Origin of the sequence: Flavobacterium magnum (assembly GCF_003055625.1) — a bacterium.
Classification (GTDB): Bacteria; Bacteroidota; Bacteroidia; order Flavobacteriales; family Flavobacteriaceae; genus Flavobacterium; species Flavobacterium magnum.
The window spans coordinates 1,173,149-1,199,398 of the sequence record NZ_CP028811.1 but is presented as its reverse complement, the minus strand read 5'-3'; the positions used below and the strand labels follow the sequence as shown (position 1 = coordinate 1,199,398).

At 47.4% G+C, this 26,250-nt stretch carries 24 protein-coding genes; 14 read left to right on the top strand and 10 right to left on the bottom strand.

Going from position 1 to position 26,250, the window contains the following annotated elements; genetic code table 11:
* Window positions 1-110 precede the first annotated feature (110 nt).
* Complete coding sequence (locus tag HYN48_RS04940; RefSeq protein WP_146171725.1) at window positions 111-380, top strand: hypothetical protein; 270 nt, start codon at window positions 111-113, stop codon at window positions 378-380.
* A 70-nt stretch (window positions 381-450) separates the two neighbouring features.
* Complete coding sequence (locus HYN48_RS04935) at window positions 451-918, top strand: hypothetical protein (RefSeq protein WP_108370069.1); 468 nt, start codon at window positions 451-453, stop codon at window positions 916-918.
* Between the two features lie 45 nt (window positions 919-963).
* Here HYN48_RS04935 and HYN48_RS04930 read toward each other — a convergent pair whose 3' ends face one another.
* Window positions 964-1,296: a hypothetical protein gene (locus tag HYN48_RS04930; RefSeq protein WP_146171724.1), complete on the bottom strand. Its 333-nt coding sequence runs from the start codon at window positions 1,294-1,296 to the stop codon at window positions 964-966.
* Between the two features lie 119 nt (window positions 1,297-1,415).
* A complete protein-coding gene (locus HYN48_RS04925) occupies window positions 1,416-2,414 on the bottom strand; it encodes a GntR family transcriptional regulator (RefSeq protein WP_108373376.1) in 999 nt (332 codons plus the stop codon).
* A gap of 95 nt (window positions 2,415-2,509) precedes the next feature.
* Between HYN48_RS04925 and HYN48_RS04920 the strand changes: the two genes are divergently transcribed.
* The 7 genes from HYN48_RS04920 (at window position 2,510) to HYN48_RS04890 (ending at window position 9,524) form a co-directional block, all read left to right on the top strand.
* Window positions 2,510-3,553, top strand: a complete 1,044-nt coding sequence (locus HYN48_RS04920; protein ID WP_108370067.1) for an aldose epimerase family protein — start codon at window positions 2,510-2,512, stop codon at window positions 3,551-3,553.
* Window positions 3,550-4,623, top strand: a complete 1,074-nt coding sequence (locus HYN48_RS04915; RefSeq protein ID WP_108370066.1) for a glycoside hydrolase family 53 protein — start codon at window positions 3,550-3,552, stop codon at window positions 4,621-4,623. Before HYN48_RS04920 ends, HYN48_RS04915 begins: the two co-directional genes overlap by 4 nt.
* Window positions 4,624-4,633: 10 nt before the next feature.
* Window positions 4,634-5,806, top strand: coding sequence for a galactokinase (gene galK / locus HYN48_RS04910; RefSeq protein WP_108370065.1), 1,173 nt, complete (start codon window positions 4,634-4,636; stop codon window positions 5,804-5,806).
* A 37-nt stretch (window positions 5,807-5,843) separates the two neighbouring features.
* Complete coding sequence (locus tag HYN48_RS04905) at window positions 5,844-6,890, top strand: UDP-glucose--hexose-1-phosphate uridylyltransferase (RefSeq protein ID WP_108370064.1); 1,047 nt, start codon at window positions 5,844-5,846, stop codon at window positions 6,888-6,890.
* A 23-nt stretch (window positions 6,891-6,913) separates the two neighbouring features.
* A complete protein-coding gene (locus HYN48_RS04900) occupies window positions 6,914-8,599 on the top strand; it encodes a sodium/sugar symporter (protein ID WP_108370063.1) in 1,686 nt (561 codons plus the stop codon).
* A 167-nt stretch (window positions 8,600-8,766) separates the two neighbouring features.
* Complete coding sequence (locus HYN48_RS04895) at window positions 8,767-9,279, top strand: DUF2975 domain-containing protein (RefSeq protein WP_181248532.1); 513 nt, start codon at window positions 8,767-8,769, stop codon at window positions 9,277-9,279.
* A 2-nt stretch (window positions 9,280-9,281) separates the two neighbouring features.
* The gene (locus HYN48_RS04890) at window positions 9,282-9,524 is read left to right on the top strand and encodes a helix-turn-helix domain-containing protein (RefSeq protein WP_108370061.1); all 243 of its coding nucleotides are present in this window, start codon (window positions 9,282-9,284) and stop codon (window positions 9,522-9,524) included.
* 125 nt (window positions 9,525-9,649) lie between these two features.
* Here the strand turns inward: HYN48_RS04890 and HYN48_RS04885 are convergent, their stop codons facing one another.
* From HYN48_RS04885 to HYN48_RS04845, 8 genes are all read right to left on the bottom strand, one after another.
* Window positions 9,650-10,183: a hypothetical protein gene (locus tag HYN48_RS04885; RefSeq protein WP_108370060.1), complete on the bottom strand. Its 534-nt coding sequence runs from the start codon at window positions 10,181-10,183 to the stop codon at window positions 9,650-9,652.
* A gap of 63 nt (window positions 10,184-10,246) precedes the next feature.
* Complete coding sequence (locus tag HYN48_RS04880) at window positions 10,247-10,528, bottom strand: F0F1 ATP synthase subunit delta/epsilon (protein ID WP_108370059.1); 282 nt, start codon at window positions 10,526-10,528, stop codon at window positions 10,247-10,249.
* Between the two features lie 60 nt (window positions 10,529-10,588).
* Complete coding sequence (gene atpD, locus HYN48_RS04875) at window positions 10,589-12,097, bottom strand: F0F1 ATP synthase subunit beta (RefSeq protein ID WP_108370058.1); 1,509 nt, start codon at window positions 12,095-12,097, stop codon at window positions 10,589-10,591.
* A gap of 320 nt (window positions 12,098-12,417) precedes the next feature.
* The gene (locus HYN48_RS04865; RefSeq protein ID WP_108370056.1) at window positions 12,418-13,881 is read right to left on the bottom strand and encodes an SGNH/GDSL hydrolase family protein; all 1,464 of its coding nucleotides are present in this window, start codon (window positions 13,879-13,881) and stop codon (window positions 12,418-12,420) included.
* Between the two features lie 25 nt (window positions 13,882-13,906).
* Window positions 13,907-16,741 carry a TonB-dependent receptor gene (locus HYN48_RS04860; protein ID WP_108370055.1) on the bottom strand — a complete coding sequence of 945 codons (2,835 nt, stop codon included), beginning with the start codon at window positions 16,739-16,741 and terminating at the stop codon, window positions 13,907-13,909.
* A gap of 280 nt (window positions 16,742-17,021) precedes the next feature.
* Window positions 17,022-18,866: a glutamine--fructose-6-phosphate transaminase (isomerizing) gene (gene glmS / locus HYN48_RS04855; RefSeq protein ID WP_108370054.1), complete on the bottom strand. Its 1,845-nt coding sequence runs from the start codon at window positions 18,864-18,866 to the stop codon at window positions 17,022-17,024.
* Between the two features lie 5 nt (window positions 18,867-18,871).
* On the bottom strand, window positions 18,872-20,563 hold the full coding sequence (gene bamH / locus HYN48_RS04850) for a BamH family beta-barrel-assembly machinery protein (protein ID WP_108370053.1): 1,692 nt from the start codon (window positions 20,561-20,563) through the stop codon (window positions 18,872-18,874).
* 17 nt (window positions 20,564-20,580) lie between these two features.
* Complete coding sequence (locus HYN48_RS04845) at window positions 20,581-21,387, bottom strand: glycogen/starch synthase (RefSeq protein WP_108370052.1); 807 nt, start codon at window positions 21,385-21,387, stop codon at window positions 20,581-20,583.
* 106 nt (window positions 21,388-21,493) lie between these two features.
* Here HYN48_RS04845 and panC point away from each other — a divergent pair, with 106 nt between their 5' ends.
* Genes panC through radA form a run of 5 tightly spaced genes read left to right on the top strand, consistent with a single transcriptional unit; the run spans window position 21,494 to window position 26,236 of the window.
* On the top strand, window positions 21,494-22,342 hold the full coding sequence (panC, locus tag HYN48_RS04840; protein ID WP_108370051.1) for a pantoate--beta-alanine ligase: 849 nt from the start codon (window positions 21,494-21,496) through the stop codon (window positions 22,340-22,342).
* A gap of 13 nt (window positions 22,343-22,355) precedes the next feature.
* Window positions 22,356-22,706, top strand: a complete 351-nt coding sequence (gene panD / locus HYN48_RS04835) for an aspartate 1-decarboxylase (protein ID WP_108370050.1) — start codon at window positions 22,356-22,358, stop codon at window positions 22,704-22,706.
* A 3-nt stretch (window positions 22,707-22,709) separates the two neighbouring features.
* On the top strand, window positions 22,710-23,672 hold the full coding sequence (locus tag HYN48_RS04830) for a lysylphosphatidylglycerol synthase transmembrane domain-containing protein (protein WP_108370049.1): 963 nt from the start codon (window positions 22,710-22,712) through the stop codon (window positions 23,670-23,672).
* 57 nt (window positions 23,673-23,729) lie between these two features.
* On the top strand, window positions 23,730-24,878 hold the full coding sequence (locus HYN48_RS04825) for an alpha/beta hydrolase (RefSeq protein ID WP_108370048.1): 1,149 nt from the start codon (window positions 23,730-23,732) through the stop codon (window positions 24,876-24,878).
* Window positions 24,878-26,236, top strand: a complete 1,359-nt coding sequence (gene radA, locus HYN48_RS04820) for a DNA repair protein RadA (protein ID WP_108370047.1) — start codon at window positions 24,878-24,880, stop codon at window positions 26,234-26,236. Before HYN48_RS04825 ends, radA begins: the two co-directional genes overlap by 1 nt.
* Window positions 26,237-26,250: the final 14 nt, after the last annotated feature.

Here is a 26,250-nt window from a genome sequence, read left to right as displayed (position 1 = left end):
TATTTTAGCGATATTTATATTTATAAATATATTATTTTGGTTAATAAGTTCGACTTATGTAACTTTATAATGTTATAATGTCGCATTTGTCAAACTTAAATGATTTTATCATGAAAAGAATTTTACTTGGATGCCTTGTCAGCGGGCTGATAGCATCCGCAATTTATGCACAGGATTGTGGCGGTACCGGCTGGCGGTATACCGACACCACTTACACCAACAACTGCCGCAGTATTAATCTTGGCCTCGTCAAGATCTGGTCAGGCTCGATAAAGGCCACAAGCCACTTCCAAAAGGATGCTACAGGGGAAACCTGCCAGACGACCAACGAGTACCAATGTGGGACGCATGGTGACTTAGAGTGGTTCTGGGAAAACTAATTAAGGGATTAAACACAAAATGGCTGGAACACGCGGGTGATTCAGCCGTTTTATTTTAAGCTGAATTGTCATGGGAAAAATCGTAATCGGAGTTGTTTTATCGGCGATCTGCTATGCCGCGATCCATATAATACTGCTGAACGTTGGTGGCAGCAGCATCCCTGATTTCAAATATTACAGTCTTGAAGGCAAGGTCGTCGGAAAGGAAATCCTTACACAAAAAAAGAAAACGGTATTCCTATATGCGTTGCCGGATTGCGACATCTGCGCGTCCGAACTGAACAAAGTAAACTTGCTGCGCGCACAATCAGACTTTAATTTGGTCGTAATCTTCCCGTTTGACCAAAGCGTGCATTACAGTCAAAATGAGCCACCCATCCAATCCCTCCGCGCCGATGATGCCGTACTGATTGACCGAGACGATAGGTTTCAAAGTGATTTCGGGCTGGGAATTGTGGCTGAATTCCCCACCTTGCTGCTTTACGATGAGACGGATCAATTTGTGTCAAAGTACAGGCAAGTGCCTGATAAGATATAAAAAAACCCGCGAAATGCGGATTTTATCTTGTTGGTTCTACTGATCTTACTTGTCGGTCATCCTTTCGCTTAAGGTTTCCCCTTTGGCATCAAATTCCAGGATCGACAATTTATCCTCCATGGCAATGCCAACTTCGTAAATCGTGCCCTCGGAATTCGTTCCTTGCTTCACAGCGTAAACGAATCCGTTCGCCGGGAAATTCTCCTTAATATATTGCCGGGCATCTTTTGGCAGATTTGCCTTGCTCACCTGCTGCTTTTTTAAAGTCCTTGCAGATTTCTCGGACTTAACTGAATTCTTAACCGGCCGGTTGTCAAGTGCATTTCCGTAAAATGTCAAGCCGGTCATCATGGCTAATGCTATAACTAAATTTTTCATGACTTTGACTGTTAATTTGTATTCCGTGAACTTTATAATAAAATTAATCAGTCTGTCAGTCAATGTGTTACATTTAAATATTCAAGTTTTTCAAAATTCACCCAGAACGAAAAGTTAACTTACAGAGACCGGCGCATAATCAGAGCACTCTGATTCTGGATCTGGGTTTTCCTGCTTTCAGCAACCATCTGCGCCATAATCCGTCCCATCGCAATAAAATCGGTCGAAATGGTTGTAATGCCATTGGCCACAATTTTTTTCAACGGCGTCTCATTGTAGGAAATGATTCCGAAGTCGGTGCCCAAAACCAAACCCATCGCATTCGATTTTTCAATCACCCGCACCAGGTCCCGATCATTGGGGATAATATAGACTTCGCCATTACTGATAGCGCGTTGATCGAATTCCGGAATGACTTCAAACTCAAATTGGTAATCCGAACAGAATTTCAGGAAACCTTCCTTCATCCCCAAAGGCTCGCGAAAACCCGGAAAAATCAGGATCATCTTACGGTACATTTGCAGCCGCTGCCTGCCTTGAAGCAACGCATCGTAAATATCCTTTGCGAAATTCTGGTGCACCGATGGGTAGGCCTCCAATTCCGAATTGGTCTGGTCGAGAATAAAAACCTCGTCAACCGGTAGGGTTTTGATTACGTCGGCAGCAAGCGAAAGATTGGTGGGCATAATTACGTATCGGGTATAATTGCCGTTGGCGTCATCCACAAGCTTCCTGAAAACGTTAATGTTGAAATGGTGAAAGAAGATGTCAACGCGCGCTTTCGACCCAATATTGGCAAGGAACGCGTTGTACAAATCTTCCTTAAAACTGTTCAGCTCATCGAACAGCAGGAAGATTTTCTGCTCTATCGCCACCTCAGTACTTTTCACATAATAGCCCTTTCCGGGAATTGCAAACACGATACCACGCTTCTTGAGCTCTTCATAAGCCAGCAAGACCGTATCGCGCGACAACGAAAATTCCATACTGATTTTATTTACCGACGGCAATTTCACGCCACGCGGCAGGCGCGACTCTTCAATCGCTTTTTCAATCGAGCCGATAATCTGCCGGTATTTGGGCACACCGATATTGTTTTGGATGGTAATGAGCTTCATGGCGAAAAATTTTTCAAATATACCAAACTGGTAGGTACTGGTATGGGTCATACGCATCTTTTTTTATTTTTGATTTTGTATTTGATAACAAAGTGATGCAAACAAAACACATTCCACATTTTCAGACTGAGATTTCTGCGAATTCATTCGGTTTTGATGAGCAGGGTAACGAATGCTTCATTTACGAAATCTCAAACGGTAACGGGATGATTTTGCGCGCTACTGACTTCGGCGCCACGATTACCTCGCTCAAAATTCCGGACAACAGTGGCGCCCTGACCGATGTCGGCCTGGGTTTTGAATGCCTGAAGGATTACATCGATTCGTTCGGTTTGCCCAGCGCACCTTATCTCGGCGCGACGGTCGGCCGGTATGCAGGGCGTATTGCGCATGCTCGCTGCCAGCTAAACGGCAAGACAATCCAACTCGATAGCAACCACAGAAACCACGCGCTTCATGGCGGTCACCGCGGATTCAGCCAGCAAATCTGGAAATGTGTCCCCGGCACAAACACACTCACATTTACCCGCAACAGCCCCGATGGCGAGGGGGGTTATCCCGGAACATTGGATGTTTCTCTGACCTATTCACTTACCGACGACAATGAATTGAAATTAGAATATGTCGCTTCCGCAGATAAGGATACGATCATCAATCTCACACACCACAGCTATTTTAACCTTGACGGTCACGATCAATCCATCGTCTGGCAGCAGTTGACGGTCAATTCAGGGCAGCTGCTCGAGACCGATCCGGATAACGTGCCTACCGGAAATTTTATCAACGTGCAGAATACCGAATTCGATTTCCGGTCCGCCAAACCCTGCCCGAAGCGTATCGACCACACCTTTGTATTGGATAATGAAGAAGTTGCGGCGACATTATCGTCCCGCAGCGGCAACTTGCAAATGGAGGTCCGTACCAACCAGCCCGGGCTTCACATTTATGTCGGCGGCAATTGTTTTGGCAGGATTCAAGGCAAGGAAGATGCCGCGTACCATAACCTCAGCGGCATTTGTTTTGAAACCCAGAACTTTCCTGACGCGCCGAATCACGCGCATTTCCCGACGGCCATATTGAAGAAAGGCGACAGCTACCACCATCGGACGACTTACAAATTTATAAATCCCTCATCATGAAAATGAAAATTATAGCTTTACTGGCGTTTGCAGCCACATTTGCCGCTTCCTGCTCCGGCGACGACAAAAAAACCATCGAAAATCCGGCGGTTGAAGAATTCATCCGTGCGGCCGACATGTCCACGCTGCCTGAAGCAGAAAATAGCGGTGCCGTGTACAAAAGCAACGGCCAGCCCGAAGATCCATTGACCACACTGAAAAATGCGGGATGCAACACGATCCGCATACGGCTCTGGAAGGATCCCGGCACCTCACATTCAGGGATGGCCGAAGTCAAGGCGTTCGCCGCGCGTGTCAAAAACGCCGGAATGAAGGTCTGGCTGACCGTGCACTATTCGGATACCTGGGCCGATCCGGGAAATCAAACCACGCCCGCTGCCTGGCAAAATCTTGGATTTGACGATCTGAAAACGGCTGTTTCGGCTTACACGGCGACTGTCATTGATGAAATCCAGCCGGATATATTTCAGATCGGGAATGAGACCAATGACGGATTTCTTTGGCCAAAAGGGAAACTGACCACCAACGAAGCACAGTACCTGCAACTCGCTGCCGCGGTGAGCAACACGATACGCACCAAGGCGCCTAACACGAAAATCATGTTGCACTTTGCAGGGATTACGGGTGCCGACTGGTTTTTCGGCAAAGTGTCGGGCATCGACTATGATTATATCGGTTTGTCCTATTACCCTGTGTGGCACGGCAAAAATCTGACTGCTCTCAAGAATACGATCGAATCATTGGGCGCAACATATGGCAAGAAAGTCATCATTGCCGAAACTGCCTACCCGTTTACGCTGCAGTGGTCCGATTGGACGAACAACATCGTCGGACTCGAAGAGCAGCTCATCCCGGGCTTTCCCGCAACGCCTACCGGGCAGAGCGGTTTCCTTTCGGCGTTGAAAAATACGGTCCAATCCACTTCAAAAGGTTTTGGTTTCGCGTATTGGGGCGGCGAATGGGTGTCTTTTCGCGGCGCCGAAGCCACAAACGGCTCGACTTTTGAAAATCAGGCGCTCTGGGATTTCGACCACAATGCACTTCCTGTAATGGCTGCTTTCGCCGAATAAGTACTGATTTATGAACAAGAAGAAACTTGCCGGCCACACCGCAGCAGCCTTCGAAAAGGAATTCGGATCCGGGCCGCAACACCTGTTCTTGTCGCCGGGGCGAATCAATATCATTGGCGAACACGTGGACTACAACAATGGTTTTGTGTTGCCTGCCGCCATTAACAAATACGTTTGTTTTGCTGTGTCAGAAAGCGATTCTGAACAATGCACTTTAATAGCGTTGGACCTGAATGAAAAATACAGCTTCAGCCTTCCGGACCCGATTGTGCCGGTTGCCGCCATGTGGCCGAATTACATCCTTGGCGTGCTGCAGCAGCTTATCAGCATGGGATTGCCCGTCAAAGGATTTCAACTCGCTTTCAGCAGTACCATCCCGATGGGTGCGGGGCTGTCATCGTCTGCGGCAGTTGAATGCGGCTTCGGATTTGCAATGAACACCATTTTTTCATTGGGTCTTTCCAAAGAACAGCTGGCGCTTATCGGACAAAAAGCGGAGCACACCTTCGCCGGCGTCCATTGCGGGATTATGGACCAGTTTGCCAGTGTCTTTGGCAAGAAAAACAAGGTAATCAAACTGGATTGCGACAGCCTTGCCTACGAATACCACAACGCCGATTTCCGGAATTACGCGCTGCTGCTGCTCGACAGTAAAGTCAAGCACACCCACCTCACTTCAGGATATAATGACCGGCGCCGTGAGACGGCCGAAGGCCTGGCCGTGGTGAAGGCAAACTTTCCCGATGTAAAGCATTTCCGGGATTGCACAGAAGAACAGTTGCTGCAACTGCGAGAGGTACTGGGAGACGTCAATTTTCGTCGTTGCCATTTTGTGGTCAAGGAAATACAGCGGGTGCGCGACGCGGTCACTGCTTTGGAACAAGCAGATTTTGCATACCTTGGCAGCTTGATAAGCGAAACGCACCGCGGCCTTTCTAAGGAATACGAGGTAAGCTGTCCTGAAATCGATTTCCTGGTCGATATGGTATTGGGCGAGCCCACGGTGCTCGGTGCGCGCATGATGGGTGGCGGTTTCGGCGGCTGTGCGATTTGCCTGGTCGAAAAAGGCAGTGAAGATGACCTCATCGAAAAAACATCGAGAGCCTATTCAGAAAAATTCGGCATCGTGCCTGAAGCATATAAAATTAAGATTTCAGACGGCACGTCGGTATATAAACCATGATGCTTCGGAAGCAATCACAGAACCGAAAAGGTATAACATGAAAACATTCGACCGCAACGAACACCCGCACCGCCGTTACAATCCGCTCACCGGCGAATGGATACTCGTTTCCCCGCACCGGGCCAAAAGGCCATGGCAGGGGCAGAAAGAATCTTTGAGCGAGGACAGGCTGCCGGAATATGATCCCGGCTGCTATTTGTGTCCCGGCAATTTCAGGTCTAATGGTGAACAGAATCCAAACTACGAGCATGCCTATGTTTTCGATAATGATTTCCCGGCGCTGCTCAGCGATGACATTGCTTCCGACGTCAATACCGATGCGCTTTTTCGGTTTCAGCCCGAGCGAGGCATCAACCGCGTGGTGTGCTTCTCGCCAAACCATAACCTTACCATCCCGGAAATGTATGTAGCTGACATCGAGAAAATCATTGCGCTCTGGACCCGGCAATACCTTGAATTAGGGCAGCACGATTTCATCAACCACGTACAGATTTTCGAGAATAAAGGGGCGGTGATGGGCTGCAGCAATCCGCACCCTCACGGACAGATCTGGGCACAATCCTCATTGCCGACCGAAGTAGAAAAAACGCAGAGACAACTCGAGAAATACTATCGCAAAAATAATTCGAGCCTTTTGCAGGATTACCTCGAGCAGGAAATGCAGCGTGAAGAACGAATTGTGCTCTCAAACGCGCACTTTGTCGCTTTGGTCCCATTCTGGGCGACCTGGCCGTATGAAACGATGATCATCAGCAGGCGGCACTTCGGGAGCCTGATCGCTATGAGCCACGATGAGAAGCGCGCTTACGCAGAAATCATGAAGGGCATCACTGTGAAATATGACAACCTTTTTGAAACCTCGTTCCCGTATTCGTCGGGCATACATCAGGCACCGACGGACAAAGCCGCGCACCCGGAATGGCATTTCCACATGCATTTCTATCCGCCTTTGCTGCGGTCCGCGAGCGTCCGTAAGTTTATGGTCGGCTATGAGATGCTAGGCGAGGCGCAGCGAGACATCACCCCGGAAAAGAGTGCCGAAATCCTGAGGCAGCTTCCGGACATCCATTACAAACAACGTTAACTTTTCCTCTTAAACCAAAACCTATGAGCACCTTATCAACCCAGGACTATATCGTTTTCTTTTGCTATTTCATATTGATTGCCGGTTACGGACTATGGATTTACCGCAAAAAGAAGGCAGCCGAAACGTCGAGCAAGGACTATTTTCTTGCAGAAGGTTCGCTGACCTGGTGGGCCATCGGCGCTTCACTGATTGCGAGCAACATCAGTGCAGAGCAGTTCATCGGGATGAGCGGGAGTGGCTTTAAACTCGGACTTGCCATTGCGACTTATGAATGGATGGCGGCAATCACACTGGTCATCGTGGCTGTATTTTTCATTCCGGTGTACCTGAAAAATAAGATATTTACGATGCCCCAATTCCTGAACCAGCGCTATAACGGCACCGTCGCGATGATTATGGCGGTGTTCTGGCTGCTGCTGTACGTGGTGGTCAACCTGATGTCCATCCTGTATTTGGGCGCCTTGGCAATCCATGGTATTTCCGGACTGGATATCCATCTGTGCATCGGGTTGCTGGCATTGTTTGCCATCTTCATCACGTTGGGCGGTATGAAAGTAATTGGATATACCGATGTGGTGCAGGTGTTTTTCCTGGTATTGGGCGGATTGGTTGCGACCTACATCGCATTGGATCTGGTAGCTGATAAATTCGGTGAATCCGGGGTGCTCAATGGGTTCCGGCTGTTGACGACAAAGGCAAACGACCACTTCCACATGATCTTTGACAAAACCAACCCAAATTATATGGATTTGCCGGGCATTTCGGTTCTGGTTGGCGGGATGCTGATCACCAACCTGAATTACTGGGGCTGCAACCAATACATCACACAGAGGGCCTTGGGCGCCGATTTGAAAACCGCGCGTGCCGGCATCCTGTTTAGTGCCTTCCTGAAATTACTCATGCCGCTCATCGTAGTGATTCCCGGAATCGCTGCCTATGTATTATACCAACAGGGCATGTTCCAGACGGAGTTGCTCGATTCGCACGGTATTGTCGATGTGAATAAGGCGTATCCCACATTGCTGAACCTGTTGCCCACCGGACTAAAAGGCGTGGCGTTCGCAGCGCTTACTGCAGCAATCGTGGCCTCGTTGGCCGGAAAGGCAAACAGTATTGCTACCATTTTCTCGCTGGATATTTATAAGAAAGCCATCAACAAAGAGGCGGATGACAAAAAAGTGGTACGCATCGGTAAAATCACGGTAGTAATCTCGATGCTGATGGCGATATTGCTCGCGCTGGTCATCGGTGAAAAACTGATGGGCGAAGGCAAGCAGGGCTTTCAGTACATCCAGGAATACACCGGATTTGTAAGTCCGGGCGTTTTTGCGATGTTCCTGCTTGGCTTCTTTTGGAAAAAGACCACATCAAACGCGGCTTTGTTCGCTATGATTGGCGGGTTTGTATTGTCGATTGCGCTGAAATTCATGCCCGGATTCATGGACTTGTCGTTCCTTTACGATTATGGTTGGGCCGTACCCAACGGCAGTGGCGTGTATGAAATCCCTTTTATTGACCGTATGGCCATTGTGTTTGGATTCTGTGTGGTGGGGATGTATGCAATCAGTAGATATGAAACCCGTAACGGTGTTCAGCCTAATGGCCTTGAGGTGGATTCTTCCATGTTCAAAACCAATGCAAGCTTTACCGTAGGGGCAATTATTGTCTGCGCGATAACGGCGGCGTTATATATGCTGTTCTGGTAGATGGCAGTAGTAAGATGGGCATCTGTCCGATCATTAGCGCACCGGGGATTTTTTAAAAGCAGACAACACGTCCTTAAACGATAGATTACAAAATATATTGATATAAAGTATTTTATTATTGTTTTTCGATAATTTTCATATATTTGATGCGATTAAAACCATCAAAAATGAGAAAGCTGAATATTCTGAAAACACTGATTGATCTGTCCTTCCTGTTTTCGCTTCTGGCCGTTGCGGGCATGACAATCTTCGTCCCGATCTATTTATCCGGATCGGCCGATGAGGGCCCTTTAAAAATTAACGGACAGGAAGTCAGCGCTGCGGAATGGGGCGGAAAACTGGTAATCATGCTGGGCGCTGCGGGCGGACTGTTCTTTGTTTACGCTATTTATCTTTTGCGTAAGACTGTGGCGCATTTCAGAAAAAGGGAAATTTTCCATGAGGATGTCATCCGATATTTTAATGCAATCGGAAAATGTATTATTACATCAACCTTATTGACACATATTCCGCTATTTTTTTACAATATGCTTCACAGGAACCATTTGGGAATTCAAATCGATGGCGGCGGATTTGACTCGCTTTTGCTTTCGATCAGCCTCGGATTGTTCTTTATGGTGTTGGCCGAGGCTTTTAAGATCGCCAAAAACCTGAAAGAAGAGAATGAATTAACTGTTTAGTCATGCCTATAATAATCAATGTAGACGTGATGCTGGCCAAACGCAAGATGCGTTCAAACGAGCTTGCAGAGAGGATTGGCATTACAACAGCAAATCTTTCTATTTTAAAGACCGGAAAAGCGAAAGCCATCCGGTTTTCGACGTTGGATGCCATTTGTGCGGTTTTGGAATGTCAGCCCGGCGATATTATGGAATATGTAGATGACGGTACGGATAACCGTCAAAGTATGCTGGAGGCGGTTTGATGGGTTATCTGGAGTAAATTTTAAATTCATGGACAAAGCCCTAGCCCCGATGGAAGCGGCATCCTTTTTATTTTTTCTTAAAAAATAAAAAGATATAGCGGACAGCGGGAATGGCTCCTGAAAAATTAATTGATAAAAGAGAATTTATCTACACGATGGAAATTTCCTTTTTCGGTTGCATCAAGTAAATCGATATCAAGCTTTACAGCAACATTAGCAGCAAATTTCATGGCGTTTTTCTTTTCTTCAAAAGCATACATATTATAGTGCTTGTTCCCTTTATACCAAAGATTAACCTGATGGTACCCTTTGCCATCCAGGAAGACAGAAACGTATTCAAGTTGTGGAATTTCAGAGCGTACGTTCCTGCAAAATGGCCCTACATTAAATTTGGACACTAACCTATTTTTGTCAAGGTCTATCATTACGGATTTTCTTAAGGAAAAAGAAATTCCGCCTGCAAGAGTCATCCCGACGAGTTTTATGTCTCCGGCAAAACGCCTGTTCGTAGCATCATTGAGGCCGTAATCCCAGATAACAACAAACATGTCATATAAAAAATAAAGCATACCTGTAAAAAGTATGGCGGCCAGTAATGTTTTCCAGATTGGCATTCTGCCCTGGTGAACGACCAGTTCAAATTCGTCATCTTCTTTCATGGGATAAAAATAAAAAAAAGCCTGACAAATCTGTCAGACTTTTCTATTATATATCGGATCGGCTTAGTCGGCCAATACAATCACTTTGTTGTCATTCATTTCGATAGTGCCCGAGTTGATCGACAAACGGTAGGTGTTGTTGTCTACTTTCTCGAAACGATCCGCAACTTCTTTTCCGATGTTGAAGCTATTTGCCACAATCTTCACGTCACCGGCCTTCAGGATGGAGACGATAGGCGCGTGGTGGTTCAGGATCTGAAAAGAACCGTCTACACCCGGCAATGTCACTGAAGTGACTTCACCTTTAAAAAGGGAGGCTTCCGGAGAAACTATTTCTAAAATCATATTTTTTTAGTTTACTGTTTACAGCTTACAGTCTGCGACCGAATACTGCCAACTACAATTTTAAGCCTCAGCCAACATTTTCTGTCCTGCCTCGATAGCATCCTCAATAGTCCCTTTCAGGTTAAAGGCAGCTTCAGGAAGGTGATCCAGTTCCCCGTCGATGATCATGTTGAAACCTTTGATGGTGTCTTTGATATCAACCAAAACCCCAGGGATACCCGTAAATTGCTCGGCTACGTGGAAAGGCTGAGAAAGGAAACGTTGTACACGACGTGCGCGTGATACAGCCAGTTTATCTTCTTCTGAAAGCTCTTCCATACCAAGAATCGCGATGATATCCTGCAATTGCTTGTATTTCTGAAGGATTTCCTTCACACGTTGTGCACAGTTGTAGTGCTCGTCACCAAGGATGTGCGGGGTAAGAATCCTCGAAGTCGAATCCAATGGATCCACAGCAGGATAAATACCCAACTCAGCAATCTTACGCGACAATACCGTGGTGGCATCAAGGTGGGCAAATGTTGTTGCCGGTGCAGGGTCAGTCAAGTCATCCGCAGGAACGTAAACCGCCTGTACAGATGTGATCGAACCTTTATTTGTAGAGGTGATACGCTCTTGCATCGCTCCCATTTCAGTTGCCAATGTTGGCTGGTAACCTACCGCCGATGGCATACGTCCAAGAAGTGCGGACACCTCAGAACCTGCCTGTGTAAAACGGAAGATGTTGTCAACGAAGAAAAGTACGTCTTTCCCCTGGTCAGAACCAGCTCCGTCACGGAAATATTCAGCGATAGAAAGACCAGACAAGGCAACACGAGCACGTGCTCCAGGCGGCTCATTCATCTGTCCGAATACGAAAGTCGCTTTAGAATCACGCATACCGGCTTTATCTACTTTAGACAAATCCCATCCGCCTTCTTCCATAGAGTGCATGAAAGCATCTCCGTATTTGATAATGCCTGACTCAAGCATCTCGCGCAGAAGGTCATTTCCTTCACGGGTCCTTTCGCCTACTCCTGCGAATACGGAAAGACCACCGTGACCTTTTGCAATATTGTTGATCAACTCCTGGATCAATACGGTCTTACCTACACCGGCACCACCGAAGAGACCGATCTTACCACCTTTTGCATAAGGCTCGATCAGGTCGATAACTTTGATACCTGTAAAAAGTACTTCCGTTGAAGTTGATAATTCGTCGAATCTTGGAGCCTGGCGGTGAATAGACATTCCGTTAGCACCTGCTTTTGGCAAATCGCCCAAACCGTCGATAGCATCTCCGATCACGTTGAACAAACGTCCGTAAACATCCGGACCGATCGGCATCTGGATTGGTGCACCGGTACCGACAACTTCAGCGCCGCGTGCCAAACCGTCCGTAGAATCCATCGAAATGGTACGCACAGCGTTTTCACCGATGTGTGATTGCACTTCAAGTACCAACAGCGTACCGTCTTTTTTAGTGATTTCCAATGAATCGTAGATTTTTGGAAGCTCAACATCTCCGCTGAACACCACGTCCACTACCGGACCGATAATTTGCGCAACTTTTCCTATTACTTTTGACATTGCTTATGTATTTATTAAATAGCTATTTAGGTTCGGGAGCAAGCAGGTAAAAAACACCTGTTTTTTCCGAGTGCAAAGATAATTTTTTAAAATATAAAATCAATAATTTTTTGATAAAAAAATATGCGGTTGTTGCAGGATTATCTGCTTTGCAGAGTGAATACTGCTTTATTGCGTCAATTTGTACGCGAGTGTTAAGACCTACTGCCGCTTGAGTGCCATCATTGTGCTTGCTTCTGACTGTACTGCAATAATTGCCCATTCAGGGTAAAAAAAACCATTCCTGGCTGGAATGGTTTTTTTATACGTTGCCTGAGGATTTATTGAAACGCCTGCGGGTACAAAATACGGTAGTCGCCCAGGTTGACACCAGGCAGGTTCGAGCCGTACTTGGCATTGATTGCGTCAGCGAACATGTTGGCGATGAACGCGTAGCCACGTGGACTCGGGTGGATTCCGTCAAGGGAGAACGTACCACCGGTCACATAAGTCGAGGTCAGCGTAAAACTGTCGCTTACGATACCGCCGTTTGCAAGCTGTGCGAGGATTGTTTTTGTGTCCACCAACGCCAGTCCTTTTTCATTGGCAGCGGCTTCGATAATCGCATTGTATGCATCGGTAGCCGTTTTCACCTCGGCCACTTCCTCTTTCGAAAGCACCCAGTTGTCAGCCAGGGGAACAGAAACGCCGTTGACCTGCAAAGGGTTTCCATTCACCTGCGTACCGATGAACGCACGGGCTGGAAGCACAATAAAATCATCGGAAGTCGCCTGCCGGTATGATGGAATTCCGAATGCAGAAAGATTTGTCAGGTAACTGTCGTTCATTACGACCGCGTTCCCGGCACCGGCATGGAATGCAATCGTCCTCCTGTCAGCTTCAGCCTGTGAAATCAGACCCTGCGATTTTGCAAACTGGATTCCGGCGTTATACTGCCCGTAACCATTGGCACCGTTGAGCAGTGCTGCGGTATTCGCTTCCAGTGGAACCGGATTGTATGGTACTGTGGTAAAAAACGGCAGAGCATTGATGTAAGGCAGGTTAGCCACGACGCCCTTGGTACCGTTCACGGCGAGTGCGCTGAGAATCTGATTGTAAGCAAAAGCAAAAACGCCCGGGTCAGTGATATCCGAATTGCCATAAGTGGCGAAATTTGGGTTTCCCGTCTGATTCATGCCGCTTCCGCCGGAAGTGGCATAGGCCAGGACATCGTTCCCGCCGATCCACAATGAGAAGAAAGTTGGGGATTGCGCTACGGCATCTCCAAGCACAGACGCATCGGCAGCCGAGGCAAACCTTCGAAAATATGGGTTGGCCTGACCGTAACCAGAAGCCAGAAGATGAAAACTCTTCGCTCCCGGCACACCCAGATTATTAATAGGTCCCGTTACATGCGCGTCGATAGCCGTTGCGGAAATCCCGGCTACGTTCATCGGTGTGCTCGTGGCGGCGTTGAAATAAAGCCGCGTCGGGAATTGCGGTATCTGCATGCCACCCATTGAAAATCCGCCAAGGTCATCGGCCATAAGTGGGCTCGTAAAAATGCCGCCACCCGCAAGTGCAAATTGCTGTGAAAGGATATTTGGATACGAGTTCTCCTGCCCGGCCTTGAACAGCGCATTGTCACTGTATCCGGCCGCAAACGAATCGCCGAGGGCCACATATTTAGAGAAATCCGCAGTGCCCGATGTAACAACTACCGGCGCCTCACCATTGTCATCATCGCTGCTGCACGCCGTAATACTGAGCGAAAGCAAAAGCAGCCATTTGAAATTTTTTATCATGATTGAAACTTTTTATATTGATGGATTATGGATTGATTGTCAATGAGGCAAACCATTGCTGGCCGATGGCCCCTGCACCGATTACCTGGATGTAGTCTTTTCCGAAAAGGTTGGTTGCACCTACTTTAAGCACTGATTTGAGGTATGGGATCGCGTAATTGACCTGAGCATCAAATACGGTGTTTTCAGGCACCATGCCGTCGGCGAATGAAGACTGCCAAAGGTATGCGGTATTGTACCTTACGTTCATGTTAAACCCAAAATTCTTAAACAATTTCGAGTTTCCGAAGGAACCTTTGATCCTGTGCTTCGGCGTGTTAAATCCGGGGATAAAACTTGGGTCTTCAGCCTGGTCAAAACTAAATTCGGCATAATTGTAATTCACCCCTACTTCGAAATCCCTGTATACTTTTTTCGAAACGCCGATACCGAAACCTAAAGATGTTACCTGGGCTTTAGAGTTCGTATAAATCTGGTATACCCTTCTGTCGCCGTTGATCAGCGCCTGATAGGACTTCAGGTTTTCAGGGTTTGTCACATCGTTGCCCACCAGACCATAGTAAGGCGTAAACACCCTTGCCTGGCTCAGGAAGTCGTTGTAAATATTGTAGTAGGTGCTGACATCGACCGAAAGGTCATTTTTTACAACGGCACGGTAGCCAAGTTCAAAAGCCTGAACCCTTTCCGGTTTTACCAATCCGATTTCGGCGACATCAAGCAAGGCCGCCGCGCCGGCAAGGTCACCGGGATTTGCAGCCAATGCCGCGCCAAAAGCCTGTACTGATGGGATAGTATAAGAATTGTTATATGCCTGCACTCCTGAAAGCGTGGAGACAGGACCGTTCCCTGCAATAGCTGCACCAGCGGCACTGTTTGTGCGTGTTTCCACGTACCTGGTCAGGTTGTCCGGTGCCGAACCGATCAATGCAAAAGGCCCGAGATCAAGTCCGATGTATTGGTCCTGTGTCGTAGGATTTCGGAAACCGGTCTGGTACGACAGGCGGAAATTATGTTTCTTGTCTGCGCCGGCAGAGTATACGAAAGCCACCCTTGGCGAAACGAAACCATCAAAATTCTGGCTTTTGTCATAGCGAACAGAACCTGTGAATTTCAGGCGCTCATCCGTTAGGAATTTTTTAGTAACCTGCGTATAGGCACCATACTCATCGTAACGGATGGGGCCATCAAAATCTGTAAAAATTGTTCCTGCCGAGTTCATTTCGTATTGCCTGAAGGAACCTCCGAGCTGGATTTCGGCAAATTTCACGAGATCCTTGAAATTATAATTTACATCAGAATGGTACAATTTAGACCTGTCGATGAATTTAGCGCCTTCTGTAAGGTCCGGATTGTCAATAACACCGGCCAGCGCATTGTTGAACTGGGTGGAACCGGGGAGGAAGCGTCCGGTATCTGCCACTCCTCTGGCGATTGCATGGGCCGTTTCCGGAGCTTGCCCGGCAAGCGTGGCCTGAATATAAGCCCCGGCATATTGTCCGAACCAGGTGCTGTCATCTTTCCAGGCACGGTTGACATTCCACGCTGCAAAACGCATATCGTAGGAGTTTCCGGCATCCTCAGTAGTCATGTAAGCCCTTACGAAAAAGTTTTTAGCCTTCACTTCGAAACGGGTCTGGTTCATGTAGAAATCTTTAAGCGCATAACGGTTGGCTCCCTGATAAATCGTATTCCCAAATCCGAGCTTGTGCTGAAGAATGAATTCCACATCATTCGCCCAAGGACGGAAATGCAAAGAAAAATCCGCTTTTACGCTCCTGATCTTATTGTCAGTCAGATCCTGCTCCCTGTAACCGGTCCTGGCCACATTGTAATTAGGCAGGATGTTGACGGCACTGGCAGGGATCAACCCCAGCGAAGCCAGCGTCTTGCCGACATCCTTAATATTTGTTGACACCTCATCACCGTAAAGGTTGAGTCCGTCATAATTTGGATTTGGCGACAGGCCTTCCGGATTGGCGCCGGTATCCGTAGCATCTGCGGCGATCCATTCGGTGCCTTTCATATAGGTGAAATTCGCTTTTCCTGCAAAGGTATCGCTGAAAGCATGAGCCGCCCTGATGCCGAAATCATGAAATTCATTGGTACCCGCAACATCCTGTGACGTTTCGCCTCGTTTATAATAGAAACTGATGCCCTGATTTGTAAACGGGCTTTTGCTATTCATGAACAGGATCCCGTTGAATGCGTTTGCCCCGTAAAGCGCCGAAGACGCGCCGGGAAGCAACTCGACGTTGGCTGCATCAAGATCGGAGATACCGATTAAATTCCCTAAAACGAAATTCAATGCCGGCGAAGAGTTGTCCATACCGTCAACCAATTGCATAAAACGCGTGTTGGCAACCGTTGCGAAACCGCGCGTGTTGATTGATTTAAAGGAGAGACTGCTGGTATTAAAGTGTACTTCCTTAAGGTTTTCCAAACCATCGTAGAACGTTGCAGACGTGGTATTCCTGATGTCCTGCGCATTCATCCGTTCAATAGTAACCGGCGACTCCAACACCCTTTCAGGCGTCCTCGAAGCCGAAATGACAATTTCATTAAGTTTGGTCTCCTCTTCCTGCAAGCTGACGCTGAGCTTTTGACTGGCTGAAGTGACCTGCACGGTCTGCGTCGTGAACCCTACATTACTCACCTGAACGGAAAAGGGCGGCATCTGTGACGTCCGAAGCGAGAATTTTCCGTCAGAGTCAGTAATCGTACCGGTAGCGTCTCCCATTACAGCGACGCTCGCTCCTGGCACAGGCAGTCCGTTGCCATCGGTTACGGTTCCCGAAATTGAACTTTGCGCAAAAGAAATGCTGCAAAAGAACAATGACAAAATAAATAAATACACTTTCATTGGTTATGTTTTTGTTAGTTTACCCCGACAATGTACAAAGAATTTTAATATCGGTAATAAAATCAAATAAAAATTTAAGTATCGTCAGTTTTTTGGTTTTTTTCTGAATATAACACGACAATATCGATTTTTTAAATTTTCCTTAACAATTTGGTAACGCGCTTACATTAAATACTATGCATACATATTAAACAGTCCGATTTATGAAGAAAACGCAATGTGAGGGCACAAAAAAAGGCAGGAAAAAATCCCGCCTTTGTGTGTGTTAACGTAGTAAAATTTATTCCACCGTAACTGATTTCGCCAAATTACGCGGCTGGTCGACGTTGCAATTGCGCATTACGGCAATATGGTACGACAGCAATTGCAGCGGAATAGTGGTGAGCAGCGGCGATAACGCGTCGGAGGTGTCAGGAATTTCGATAACATAATCCGCGAGTTCCCTCACCTGCGTGTCGCCTTTGGTCACTACCGCAATAATTTTACCACTGCGCGACTTGATTTCCTGGATGTTACTTACCACCTTATCGTAGTGTCCCTGTTTTGGCGCAATGACGATTACCGGCATCAGCTCGTCGATCAGCGCGATTGGTCCATGCTTCATCTCTGCAGCCGGATAGCCTTCAGCATGTATGTAAGAAATCTCTTTTAATTTTAATGCTCCTTCCAGCGCTACCGGAAAGTTGTAGCCACGCCCAAGGTAAAGGCAATTGGGCGCATCTTTGAATCTTGCCGCGATCTCTTTGGCTTTATCATTGGTGAGGAGCGCTTCGGCGACTTTCTCCGGGATGATTTCAAGTTCCTGCAGGTAGCGGTGGAAATCGGTATGTGATAAAGTCCCTTTGGCCTTCGCCAGGCGCAATGCGATCAAAGTCAATATGGTAATCTGTGTTGTAAAAGCCTTGGTTGAGGCCACGCCTATTTCAGGTCCGGCATGGGTATAAGCTCCTGCATGCGTCTCTCTCGAAATGGAAGATCCGACCACATTACAGACACCGAAAACAAACGCTCCTTTTTCTTTTGACAATTTTATTGCCGCAAGCGTATCTGCTGTTTCACCGGATTGCGAAATGGCAATCACGACATCTGACTTATTGATGATTGGGTTACGGTACCTGAACTCAGAAGCATACTCTACTTCAACAGGAATCCGCGTGAATTCTTCAAGAATGTATTCGGCTACCAGACCCGCATGCCATGACGTACCGCAGGCTACAATCAAAATCCGTTCGGCGTTGAGGAATTTCTCGAGATTGTCCTCAACTCCTGCCATCTTGATGATGCCCTCATTGGCTAAAAGCCTGCCTCGGTATGTATCCCTGATGACGTTGGGCTGCTCGTAGATTTCCTTGAGCATAAAGTGGTCATAACCGTCTTTCTCAATCTGCTCCAGGTTCAGCTGCAGTTCCTGCACGTAGGGATCAACCAAAGTATCATCCTTGATTTTCCTGATCTTCAGCGGCTTATGCAACCTTACGATGGCCATTTCCTCGTCTTCAAGGTATACGGCGTTTGAAGTATATTCGATGAATGGCGAGGCATCTGACGCAATGAAAAACTCATCCTCACCCACGCCGATTGCCAGCGGGCTACCGAGACGCGCGGCCACGATTTCATCCGGGTTTTGTTTATCAAACACAGCGATGGCGTACGCACCTACAACTTGGTTCAATGCAACCTGGACCGCTTTGCCCAGCTTGAGGTTTTCTTTTTTCTGGACTTCCTCAATCAGGTTGACCAGTACTTCAGTATCGGTATCAGATTGAAAGGTGTATCCTCTTTTAATAAGCTCCTTCTTGAGCGGCTCATAATTTTCTATGATCCCGTTATGGATAATGGCGAGGTTTCCGGAATTGGAAAGATGTGGGTGCGAATTGATATCGTTCGGCACGCCATGGGTCGCCCAGCGGGTGTGGCCGATACCGATGGTACCATTGGTAGTCATTTGTTTGGCACGCTCTTCAAGATCAGACACTTTTCCCTTTGTTTTGGAAAGTTTAAGGCTGTCGCCATCGTACAGCATCACGCCGGCACTGTCATACCCCCTGTACTCAAGCCTTTTAAGGCCTTTTATAATAATGGGATAAGCCTCCCTATGTCCGATATAACCTACAATTCCGCACATAATCCTTAATTCGTGTTAGTTTGTTCCGTGTAATAAATTTCGAGTTTCAGTCGTTTATCCTCAGCAACCGTTGGGGCACTTCCCCAAAGCACTGTACCTAAAGGGTGTATCACGGCGGCCGATGGCAACCTGTCAAATGTAGTGGAAGTATTTGTAAATGGCAAAGGAAGTGTCGCAGGATTTTTAAGCTTAGCGTTCGAAATAATGTTGATTGATTCGGTCACCGCCAATCCGATGCGCACGTTTGTCGAGTCATTCCTGATCAGGTTCCTGAGGTGGTTGGTAATCCTGACCCTGTATTTCACGCCACGGCCTTTGACTTCTTCACGCTGTATAATCCCGTCATGGATGATTTTGGCAAACTTTGGCTTTGTAGAATTTGTCGTACCATCAGTGGCATAATCATATAATGGACGTTTGTTAGTGAGGTCATAAAGATACAGCCGTTCCGGTTCTGCCGGCTTCGCAACGCCGCTGCCTTCATCTGATTTCATGCTTTCACGGTCAATATAAAAGGTCAGGTTCGCTTCATTGATCAGCCATTTTTTGCTGCGTATCGCTTCAAGTTCGCCCGGACCGAACAAATCGATCACTGCGATAGAACCCTGCCCGCCTTTAAGATAAAGTTTTTCATCGCCTACCGTGGTATTGGTTGATGCCAACGCTGCGTTGTAATCGGCCGTGCCGCTATGCTGCTGCAGGCTGATGGTATTTCCCCTGAGATTCAGTACATACTTTTTCGGCACCCGCGTGAGGCTGTCCGCCGTATTGGCCTTGTTCCGGATAATCTTGTCCTCGGTGTAGGCAATATTTACGGTTCCTTTCGAGAAATCCATCATTGCCATGCTTGTGCCGTCGCTTGTGTCGTCATCTTCCATCTTAAAATAAAGTCCGCGGAAATAGTCCCTGAACGACGCATTGGTCGCAATCATTGCCGCAGGCGCGTTAAGTATCTTCTTCTGGAAGAAATCCTTGTTTAGCCTCATCCGCATGGCAGGCACTGATCTTGAGATGACCTGCTCGCCATCGTCGTTTGTCGTAGTGGAAATTACCTCTTTGTTGCTGAATGAAAAATGGTCATCCGTGAAATCTGTTGCATTGGCCATCGCATCGTTTAACTGCATCCCGTTTGCAATCGATGTGCCATCAGTATGGGATGCGGCTCCCCTTTTGTAGCTTTCGATATTCGGATCATCGTTGTAAAACGCCTGTGTGTCCTCAAATCCCGTGGAAGGATCCAGATCATTCAGGAAATAACCATTTTCGAAAATTTTAAGCTTCATTTTCCCTCCGCCGTAAATCGAATCCAGCTCGTACGTGCTTGCCCCGTCGGCAGTGCCGGTCCGGGTGCTGAAATAAGGGATTGACATGTACACGCTGTCTACGACGGCGTTGTTCCCGATTTTTGTATTCAGGTTGGTGATATCGATTTCAAGCTGCGTTACGAATGCCGCCTTGGTTACGCCAAACGTGGGGTTATCATAAATGCCCAGCGGATTCACCGGAAGGTTGTTCGACTGTACCACGCCGGTGGATTTGTCAACTGCAACCACCGTCGCGCCGGTATATTTGTCAACGAGGAAATGGTCCTCACCGATCACATCAGTCCCTATGTCGTTATAATCCTTATCGCAAGATGCAAAAAAGGCGGTCATAATCGTCAACAGGACGAGTGGTCTCAATGTGTTGTAATTCATGGGTAATCAGGAATAATTTATAGCACTTTTGTTTTGTAAAAATCGGTGTAAGCCGCTGCGAATTTGTCTTTCGGGGCGAAAGGTAAAAAAGGTTTGCCCGACGATTCTATAAATTTTGTTAAACTTGGGGAAATGGTCTCAGAGGCAATGATTACCGCGTCAGAATGCAATACGGATGCCCTGATGATGTTTTCGTAAGTAGGGGTTTCAAGATCGGAAACGGCGTCGCCGGGGATGCCGTCAAACTTGACTTTGTTGATCATTTCGATGTTCAGCGTCTCATCAAAAGGCTGTGAATACACTGAGGTTACAATCTTGGTGTCGGCGAACAACGCCTCATCCTTGTAATAATGCTTCATGTAAATCGGGAGCATGGCTGCGAGCCAGCCGTGCACATGGATGATGTCAGGAACCCAGTTGAGCTTTTTTACCGTTTCGACCACACCTTTGGCAAAGAAAATAGCGCGCTCGTCATTGTCAGGATACAACACGCCCTCTTCGTCCGCGAACGTCGCCTTGCGCTTGAAGTATTCATCGTTATCGATAAAATAAACCTGAATCCGCTCTTTTGGTATCGAGGCCACTTTAATGATGAGCGGCATGTCCAGGTCATTGACGACAAGATTCATTCCGGACAGCCTGATCACTTCGTGCAACTGGTGCCTGCGCTCGTTGATATTGCCGTATCTCGGCATGAAAATCCTAATCTGCCCGCCTTGATCATTAATCATTTTGGGGACATCATATGACATTGAAGAAACTTCATTTTCTGCCAGGTAAGGCACCACTTCAGATGATACAAACAATATCCTCTTATCCTCCATATAATACTGTGCTTTATGTATTGCCGATAAAAAACAGGCAAAAGTACAAAATTTTATGGATTTATGGGCTAATATCTTAAGTTTGCAAATTATTAATCCCATGCCCATGCAGATTTTCGAACGGCAGTCTGATTTAAAATCATACCTCAAATCAGTGGCTGACCAAACCACGGCAATAGGTTTTGTGCCCACTATGGGCGCACTGCACCAAGGGCATCTCTCGCTCATTGCACAATCCCTGAAGGATAACGATCTCACCGTGATGAGTATTTTCGTGAACCCGACGCAATTCAATAACGCGGACGACCTGAAGAAATACCCACGTACACTTCAGGCCGATATTGAGAAAATCCGCTCGGTAAGCGACAAGGTAATTGTCTATGCGCCGGCTGTAGAAGACATCTATGAAGGAAAAACGACCTCAGAAACCTTTGATTTCGACGGCATCGACAAACAAATGGAAGGGCGCCACCGCCCCGGGCATTTCGATGGGGTGGGCACCGTGGTCCGGCGGCTGTTCGACATCGTGCAACCCTCGAACGCCTACTTTGGCGAAAAGGATTTCCAGCAACTGCAGGTCATCCGCAAATTGGTTTCCAAATACAATATCCCGGTAAATATTATAGGCATGCCGATATTCCGTGAGGAAAACGGCCTCGCCATGAGTTCGCGCAACGAGCGATTGCTCCCTCAGCAAAAACAGCAGGCCTCGGTCATCTACAAGACATTGCAGCAGGCGCGGAAAATGTTTGACACCAAAAGCGCCAGGGAAGTCACACGATTCGTGGAAAAAACGCTCAGCGGCATGGCCGACTTCAGGCTTGAATATTTCGAAATTGCTGATGAATCCACGCTGTTGCCCGTCATCCGCAAAAGCAAAAACAAAAAATACCGTGGTTTTATAGCCGTTTTTGTTAAGGATATCCGTTTAATTGACACGATTTCATTTAATTAATTACTTTTGCGCCATGCAGATTGAAGTAGTAAAATCAAAAATACACCGCGTCAGCGTTACCGGCGCCGACCTGAATTATATCGGCAGCATCACCATTGATGAGGCTTTAATGGAAGCCGCCAATATTATTGAAGGCGAAAAGGTATCCATCGTCAACATCAACAACGGGGAGCGACTTGAAACCTATGCCATCAAAGGAAACCGCAACAGCGGCGACATCACCTTAAACGGCCCGGCAGCGCGCAAGGTACAGAAAGGCGACATCATCATCATCATCTCATACGGAATCCTTGACTTCGAAGAAGCGAAATCCTTCAAGCCTTCGCTTGTCTTTCCGAATGAAAAGGACAATTCGCTGACATAACCGGTGAAAAAACAGGTTACAAAATGGCTTTCCATATTGCTCCCGCTTTTGCTGGGGGTTTTCCTGATATATTACACGTACGACAAGTTCACGCCGGCCCAGCTGAAGGAAATCAAGACGCATTTCCGCAGGGCAGATTATTTTTACGTGATCATCTCACTTATCATCGCCAATCTGGGTAACCTCTCCCGCGCCTACCGCTGGAAATTTTCGCTGGAACATATGGGCTACAAAAGTTCATTTGCGAACAATTTCATGGCCATATCGGTGGGCTACCTGATGAACATGACCATTCCGAGATCGGGCGAGTTCTCCCGTGCGCTCATCGTAAAAAAATACGACAACATCCCGTTTGACAAAGGTTTCGGAAGCATTGTTGCCGAACGCATTGTCGATTCGATCGTGCTGCTTTTCCTAATGCTGCTCACCGTGCTGCTGCAATTTGAGGCGGTCAAGAAATTCGTGTTGGACAAAATCCCGCTGCGCGAAACGATTTATCTGCTTGTCATCGGCGGAACCCTTGCCATCATTGCGCTGCTGCTTTATTTCTATTCCAGGATGAAATTCATCCTGTCACTGAAGGCAAAAATTTCAGGACTCAAGGAAGGCATGCTTAGCGTGGTACGGATGGAAAAAAAATGGCCCTACCTGTTCCATACCCTCTTTATCTGGGTGAGTTACCTCGCCATGTTTTACATCACCATTTTCACGCTGCAGGAAACCAGTGACATCGGTTTTGGCGCAGTGTTGTCGTCCTTCCTTGTAGGTAGTGTAACCATTGCAATCACCAGCAGCGGCTTCGGGACCTATCCGGTACTGATGGCCAAGATCCTGTTTTTCTACGGCATTGCCGAAACAGCCGGAAGCGCCTTTGGCTGGATCGTATGGTTTTCTCAGGTATTACTGGCGATTATTACCGGAATCATCTCAATTTTCCTGCTGCCCATCCTGAATAGAAAAAAATAATTTCTTAACTTCCCCGACTGTTTTAAATGGATCCATTCCTTTAATCGTCAACGGGCTATGAAAAAAATAATTATTCTACTGGCTTTCCTCGGCTGCCTCCCCGCGTTTTCACAAAGAAGCCGCGACACCATATTCTCCGAAAAAATGAATATGGATCGCGAATTTACCGTGTCCCTCCCGCTGTCCTATGGCAAAAATAAAGACCGTAAATACCCGTTATTACTGCTTTTGGATGGGGAATACCTGCTTGACGCGTATGATGGGGCGCTTGCATATGGCAATTACTGGGACGACCTCCCTGAAGTCGTGATTGTCGCGTTGAACCAGAACAGCAACGGCGAACGCGAAGCCGATTCGGTAATGAACGAGGAAGGATTGCCCACAGAGACCGGCGCGTCATTTTTTGAATTCATCGGGACCGAACTGCTGCCCGCACTGGAAAAGAAATACCGACTGTCTCCATTCCGGATTATCGGCGGGCACGATGTCACCGCAGGCTTCCTGAACCTCTTTCTGTACAAGGAAAACCCGCTGTTTAACGCCTATATCTGCTTCAGCCCTGAATTCGGCGAACAAATGATGGAACGCATCCCCGTCATGCTGCAAACCACCAAAAAACCGATTTTCTACTATATGGCCAGCGGCGATGGCGACCTTAAGAAGAACCTTGCCGATATGCGCACGCTCGATAACAACATCAAAACCGTATTGCATGCTAACGTGTATTACGAATATGATGAGTTCAAGGGTGCGTCGCACTATTCACTGGTCCTGTACGGCATTCCGGCATCACTTTACCACATTTTCGGGCAATACCAACCCATTTCCACGGCGGAGTTTCAGGAAAAGATTGTCAAGATGGAGAAAGGCTATGTCGATTACCTGGTCAAGAAATACGACATTATTGAAAAATCGTACGGCATGAAAATGCCCGTGAGGATCAGTGATTTCAAAGCGATTGAAGCGGCCATCATTAAGAACAACGCTTTTGACGAACTCGAAAAATTAGCGGCCATGGCCAAAAAAAGCTATCCCAAAGCGATGCTCTCCCAATATGAGATGGGATTGTTTTATGAAAAAACCGGCGATACCAAAAAAGCCGCGAAAGCCTATCAGAACGCATACCTGATGGACGAAATCGGGGACCTTACCAAAGACATGATGCTCGAAAAAGCAGATGAATTAAAAAAAGGAGGAAGCAAATAATGTCGAAAATAAAGACGGCTTTTTTTTGCCAGCATTGCGGGACACAGTACCCAAAATGGCAGGGACAGTGTAACGCCTGCAAGCAGTGGAACACGATTGTGGAGGAGGTCATACAGAAAGAGGAAAAAACGTCCTGGAAGCCGTCGGCCGAAAATAAGAAAGCGGCCAAACCCCTTAAAATCGAAGAAATCGATTCGGCGCAGGAAATCCGGATGGACAGCCTCGACGGCGAATTGAACCGTGTCCTCGGCGGCGGCATCGTGCCCGGATCGTTAATCCTGCTGGGCGGCGAACCCGGCATCGGCAAAAGCACACTGCTGCTGCAGATTTCGCTCAAACTGCCTTACCGTACCTTGTATGTTTCAGGCGAAGAAAGCCAGAAGCAGATTAAAATGCGCGCGGAACGGATTACCAGCCGCGCCAACAACTGCTACATTTTAACCGAAACCAAAACCCAGCACATCTTTCACCAGATTCGTGAAATCGAGCCAGAAGTCGTCATCATCGATTCAATACAAACGCTGCATACGGATTACATCGAAGCCTCCCCCGGAAGTATTTTGCAAATCCGGGAATGCACCGCGGAACTGATCAAATTTGCCAAAGAAACGAACGTCCCCGTCATCCTTATCGGGCATATTACCAAAGACGGCAGCATTGCCGGGCCGAAAATCCTCGAGCACATGGTCGATACCGTGTTGCAGTTTGAAGGCGACCGCAACCATGTATACCGTATCCTGCGCTCGCTGAAAAATCGTTTCGGCTCTACCGCGGAATTGGGCATTTATGAAATGCAGGGCAGCGGACTGCGCGAAGTATCCAATCCGTCTGAAATACTGATTTCACCGAAAAGTGAGGAATTATCCGGTACGGCCATCGCATCCACCATGGAAGGCATGCGTCCGCTGATGATCGAAATCCAGGCGTTGGTCAGCACTGCAGTCTATGGCACGCCACAACGGAGCACGACCGGGTACAATGCCAAAAGGCTCAACATGATCTTAGCTGTCCTGGAAAAACGCGCCGGCTTCAGACTCGGTACCAAGGACGTTTTCCTGAACATCACCGGAGGTATCACCGTAGACGATCCGGCAATAGACCTCGCCGTAGTGGCAGCAATCCTTTCCTCGAACGAAGATATTCCTGTAGGAAAAGATTTTTGTTTTGCTGCGGAAGTCGGGCTTTCCGGCGAAATACGTCCGGTAAATCGTATCGAACAACGCATACAGGAAGCCGAGAAACTCGGATTTTCGAGTATTTTTGTATCGAAGCACAATAAAATCCCTGTAAAAGACTTTGGCATTAAGGTACTGATGGTCGGGAGGATTGAAGAAGTGGCCGGAGAACTGTTCGGATAAAAATTACTATTGTA

Coding starts and splice junctions, on each gene's coding strand:
- HYN48_RS04940 (WP_146171725.1), top strand. CDS start 111: ATGAAAAGAATTTTACTTGGATGCCTTGTCAGCGGGCTGATAGCATCC.
- HYN48_RS04935 (WP_108370069.1), top strand. CDS start 451: ATGGGAAAAATCGTAATCGGAGTTGTTTTATCGGCGATCTGCTATGCC.
- HYN48_RS04930 (WP_146171724.1), bottom strand. CDS start 1,296: ATGAAAAATTTAGTTATAGCATTAGCCATGATGACCGGCTTGACATTT.
- HYN48_RS04925 (WP_108373376.1), bottom strand. CDS start 2,414: ATGAAGCTCATTACCATCCAAAACAATATCGGTGTGCCCAAATACCGG.
- HYN48_RS04920 (WP_108370067.1), top strand. CDS start 2,510: ATGCAAACAAAACACATTCCACATTTTCAGACTGAGATTTCTGCGAAT.
- HYN48_RS04915 (WP_108370066.1), top strand. CDS start 3,550: ATGAAAATGAAAATTATAGCTTTACTGGCGTTTGCAGCCACATTTGCC.
- galK (WP_108370065.1), top strand. CDS start 4,634: ATGAACAAGAAGAAACTTGCCGGCCACACCGCAGCAGCCTTCGAAAAG.
- HYN48_RS04905 (WP_108370064.1), top strand. CDS start 5,844: ATGAAAACATTCGACCGCAACGAACACCCGCACCGCCGTTACAATCCG.
- HYN48_RS04900 (WP_108370063.1), top strand. CDS start 6,914: ATGAGCACCTTATCAACCCAGGACTATATCGTTTTCTTTTGCTATTTC.
- HYN48_RS04895 (WP_181248532.1), top strand. CDS start 8,767: ATGAGAAAGCTGAATATTCTGAAAACACTGATTGATCTGTCCTTCCTG.
- HYN48_RS04890 (WP_108370061.1), top strand. CDS start 9,282: ATGCCTATAATAATCAATGTAGACGTGATGCTGGCCAAACGCAAGATG.
- HYN48_RS04885 (WP_108370060.1), bottom strand. CDS start 10,183: ATGAAAGAAGATGACGAATTTGAACTGGTCGTTCACCAGGGCAGAATG.
- HYN48_RS04880 (WP_108370059.1), bottom strand. CDS start 10,528: ATGATTTTAGAAATAGTTTCTCCGGAAGCCTCCCTTTTTAAAGGTGAA.
- atpD (WP_108370058.1), bottom strand. CDS start 12,097: ATGTCAAAAGTAATAGGAAAAGTTGCGCAAATTATCGGTCCGGTAGTG.
- HYN48_RS04865 (WP_108370056.1), bottom strand. CDS start 13,881: ATGATAAAAAATTTCAAATGGCTGCTTTTGCTTTCGCTCAGTATTACG.
- HYN48_RS04860 (WP_108370055.1), bottom strand. CDS start 16,741: ATGAAAGTGTATTTATTTATTTTGTCATTGTTCTTTTGCAGCATTTCT.
- glmS (WP_108370054.1), bottom strand. CDS start 18,866: ATGTGCGGAATTGTAGGTTATATCGGACATAGGGAGGCTTATCCCATT.
- bamH (WP_108370053.1), bottom strand. CDS start 20,563: ATGAATTACAACACATTGAGACCACTCGTCCTGTTGACGATTATGACC.
- HYN48_RS04845 (WP_108370052.1), bottom strand. CDS start 21,387: ATGGAGGATAAGAGGATATTGTTTGTATCATCTGAAGTGGTGCCTTAC.
- panC (WP_108370051.1), top strand. CDS start 21,494: ATGCAGATTTTCGAACGGCAGTCTGATTTAAAATCATACCTCAAATCA.
- panD (WP_108370050.1), top strand. CDS start 22,356: ATGCAGATTGAAGTAGTAAAATCAAAAATACACCGCGTCAGCGTTACC.
- HYN48_RS04825 (WP_108370048.1), top strand. CDS start 23,730: ATGAAAAAAATAATTATTCTACTGGCTTTCCTCGGCTGCCTCCCCGCG.
- radA (WP_108370047.1), top strand. CDS start 24,878: ATGTCGAAAATAAAGACGGCTTTTTTTTGCCAGCATTGCGGGACACAG.